This window comes from Acinetobacter sp. RIT698 (assembly GCF_009668065.1).
GTDB lineage: Bacteria > Pseudomonadota > Gammaproteobacteria > Pseudomonadales > Moraxellaceae > Acinetobacter > Acinetobacter guillouiae.
Genome location: NZ_WJYH01000101.1, coordinates 1 through 4,096, shown reverse-complemented (window position 1 = coordinate 4,096; position 4,096 = coordinate 1). Strand labels below are relative to the sequence as shown.

Below are 4,096 nucleotides of genomic sequence, written 5' to 3'. Positions count from 1 at the left end.
ATTTATTTTTAGATCTAATTTTGGTGCTTCCATCAAACAACTAAGAGTAGCTCCAGCTAGTGTTTTTCTTTAGTTCATTTTCTCTAAATGTACTATTATTATACATTTTAATCAAAACATTAATTAATAGTTAGATGAAAATTAAATACAATAAATCAACAAAAAAATAGCATTTAAGAGCTAAATACTATTTCCTTTATGAACAAGTCACGCTTTTTAAAAAAGCATATATTGATTCAAAAATTACTCCAGAATAGGCTGACAAATCGGCTTAATCTTCTGATCTGCTAAAACTTTTTTTGCAAAAGGAACAGCATCTTTCATGGAGATAGGCACAGCATCACTATGCCCATAGCCTGCATAAATATGCCCTTCAATAATTGTACCAGCCTGACAACTGTCTTTCATTAATTTAAGCTGCCCCCTCACATCGGGTGTTTTGTCATTTGCACCTGTTGCAATAAATACAGGATGGTTAATTTTTAATGTTGGAAAATAGCCAAATTTTTCCTGCATTTCTTCAATAGTTTTAGTATAAGTCTCGTTTGGTTTTTCCTTTAATACATTGGCAAAAGTCAGACCTGCACTCGTCACATCACGTTGTAAAGTGATAATACATGTATTTCTTGCTCGCTCCACGAAAGGCAACGCTTTTTCAGTAAAGACATCCTCTGTTTTCAACTTTGGATTATAACTTTGTGCTGCGATGAAGCTATACATCGGTAAAGCAATTGCTGTAACAACTTCATGTGGATTAGAACGAATGATCTCTTGTTTATTTGCATTTCGATCTCGATAAATAACCCCCGTTGCAACCGTACCTTTAATATTGAGCTTTGGCGCATATTGTGGTGCATATGCAGCTGCAGCAAATGCACCTGCCCCACCTTGTGATTCTCCTGACAAAATCACTTTATTCGCAATTTTTAAGTTTGCTTGAATTACTGCCGTAGCACTATCGAGCATGTTATAGGCTAACATTGGATTGTTAATTAGCCAATGTGCGCCTTGCGTTCCTAAGCCTTCATAATCTGTTGCAACCACTGCAAACCCTTCGTCAAGCCATTTGTCTAAATGTTCAACACCGATATATAAACGACCTGCCCAAGAAGGTGCACATGTATCAGCTAAACCAACAGTTCCATGGCCCCAAACTAAAAGTGGCCATCCACCTTTGGGTGGCGTCCCTTGAGGAATGAATAATGCCCCCGAAACAATAGATGCTTTACTCGAATCTATACCACTAGTCGATGAATATAAAATTCGATATTGAGCTGATGCTTTTGATTGACCAATATAAGAGGGGGTTAAATCCTCTATTTTAAGTAAAGTACCTGATACTTTAGGAATTTCTTGATCCCACTCATAAAAATCGGATAAATAACTATCCCCAACCAAGTTCTCTGGGTACGTTTTTGCCTGTGTTAAAGGTGAAACAAGTAAACTCAATGCTAAAACAGCATTTAAAATACGCATTTTCATTGAACATCTCCTTAGAAATCATAGGTTAATTTGCTATACAAGAATGTTCCATTTCCCCCTTCAGGTGCATTAAAACTATATTTCACTACCCCACCAACACTGGTATTTTTTGCATGATCTGGAAATGAGTTGAATAAGTTATAAGCACCAATATCTAAACGTAAACCTTTTAAAATATCTGGTTTAAAACCAATATTTAAATCTGCAACCCATTGCTCTGAGAAATTTTGGTCAAATGCTGGACGTGTGCTATCAACTGTGCTCCATTCGCCATAACGACGAAGTTGTGCTGTCACATCCCAATTGTGAATACGCCAATCTGCGCCTAAAGTGAGCTTATTTTTAGGTGATGCTGATTCAATAATTCCTTGCGTACTACGCCCCGCAATTGATTCAAATGGAATTATTTCACCTTTGGCTGTAATTGCATTACGTGTCTTGGTAATTTTGTTTTGATTTGTACTAAAGCCTAAATTCAGCTTTAACTTGCCATATTTCTCCAAATCCATCAGATAATTTGAAGTAATTTCTAAACCACGAGTTCGGGTATCCAATAAGTTATTAAAAAATGCGACATTATTAATCTCGACATAAGGGGTACCTGCAAAGGCATTTTTAATTACATTTCCAGTAATATTATCTGATAATAAAATCCTGTCTTTTATATCAATTTGATATAGATCTAAAGTCGCAGATAAATTTTGTGTGGGTTTAAACACAAATCCAATAGATGCATTTTTTGACTTTTCTGGGTCTAAAGCCTTACCACCTAAAAGTAAAGCGGCTTCACTTCCAGGCAGTAATGTTCGTTGTGAAACGTCTTGATATTCACCATTTGCTTGTAAAACAGTTTGACGACTATACGCAGAAAAACCCAACTGAGTAATTGCGGGTGCACGATAACCTGTACTATAAGTACTACGCACAGCAATTTTAGGGTCAATATCATATTTTAAAGACAACTTCCCATTGGCAGTACTACCAAAATCTGAATAATTTTCAGCTCTAAAAGCTGCCCCAGCAACTAATTTAGGAAGGATTTTTGCTTCTACATCAACATATCCACCAAATACATTTCTTGATATCTTACGTTCATCTTGGTCAGTAATACCTGAATAAATCTCTGGTACACCCACGCCAATGACTGGACTAGGATTAAAGTATGGACCACGTGTATAGGAAATTCGGTCACCTGCAATTTGTTGGTATTGTTCTTTACGGTAGGCTATACCTGTTGCAAAAGTGATTGGCTCATTTAAAAATGCTAAAGCAATTTGTTTTTGATAATCCAAGTTCACATTACTTTGTTCATTAATATTTTCGCCAACTTTATACTCAGATGGAGAGTCATAACCGTAACTTGGATTTATCCCATTAGTGTAAAGTTGAGCTGCTTTATTACGACCATAATTCACTGAGAAATCTAATTTTCCATCCAGAAAATCATTGTCTTTCAACCCTGCTGTAATTGCATGGTCATACAATGAATATACTGATGTCGTGATTCTTCCATGTGGATAACGTGCTAAATAATATGGGTTTTGATTTAAAGTTGTATTGGTTGAAGGTGGCTGATAAAAGTTTTGCCCAACGCTTTCTTTATAACCATAAGTTGCAAAACCATACAATTTAATCGTATCGGTAAGTGGTAATTCGCCATTTAACACTGAATTGACTTGGTCATTTACCTTTGGTGAACCAAAACGCCAATTACGATATGGTGAGTTTGCTTCTAAATATTCCGCATTAGGATAACTTTGTGGATAGAATCTACGGTTATCTGGGTTGGTATTATTGGCATAATCTTGACTGCCATATTCAATGGCGAAGGTTAAGCTTCCATCATTCGGCAAAGAAAATCCTTTCCATAATGATAACTTATGTTGTTCGCCTTCACCTGATGAAAACTGCCCAAAACGATAAGAGGCTGCACCATGGTCATCATCATCTTTGAGTATGATATTAATCACACCTGCTATTGCATCTGAACCATACTGCGCAGCAGCACCATCTCTCAAAATTTCAACTCGTTTAATTGCATTTAATGGAATTAAACTTAAATCTACAGATGCCGCACCACGACCATTCGCTAAATTTTGTCGAGTAAATATTGCACCTGTATGGCGACGCTTACCATTAATCAAGACTAAAACCTGATCAGAGGCTAAACCGCGTAATGATGCTCCTGCTGGTATTTGCGCAGCAAATGCACCCGCTGGTTCTAAAGGGAATGTAAATGACGGTGCTAAAATTGTTAGTGCTTTAGATAAATCAGACGTTCCAGTATTTTTCAACTGTTCTTCAGACAAAATATCGACAGGTGCTGGTGTATCCAACGGGCTTTTAACAGCTCGGCGACTTCCCGTTACGACCACTGACGCTAAAGTAACAGCATCAATATCCTCATTACTTTTTTGTGGTGTTTCATTTGCAATTGCGATGGCACTAGTTAGAGCACTCAGAACAAATATTGAAGATTTCAAGATAGATGGTGTGAGTATATTCATATGCATTTCCTAGAAAATGATCTGCTTTCTGCAAACTCAATGCCATATTTATTATTTAATACTAATCAGATACTTATATTATTTTAGTCTACTAATAGTTGCTTTGA

General features: G+C 36.5%; 2 protein-coding genes. Both read right to left on the bottom strand.

What is annotated here, in order from left to right:
* Positions 1-243 precede the first annotated feature (243 nt).
* Positions 244-1,482: a lipase family protein gene (locus GJV03_RS21110; RefSeq protein WP_004724829.1), complete on the bottom strand. Its 1,239-nt coding sequence runs from the start codon at positions 1,480-1,482 to the stop codon at positions 244-246.
* An 11-nt stretch (positions 1,483-1,493) separates the two neighbouring features.
* Positions 1,494-3,989, bottom strand: a complete 2,496-nt coding sequence (locus tag GJV03_RS21105) for a TonB-dependent receptor (RefSeq protein WP_154131061.1) — start codon at positions 3,987-3,989, stop codon at positions 1,494-1,496.
* Positions 3,990-4,096 lie beyond the last annotated feature (107 nt).

Bases quoted from the DNA above. Each gene is read 5' to 3' on its own strand.
- GJV03_RS21110 (WP_004724829.1), bottom strand. From the start codon at position 1,482: ATGAAAATGCGTATTTTAAATGCTGTTTTAGCATTGAGTTTACTTGTT.
- GJV03_RS21105 (WP_154131061.1), bottom strand. From the start codon at position 3,989: ATGAATATACTCACACCATCTATCTTGAAATCTTCAATATTTGTTCTG.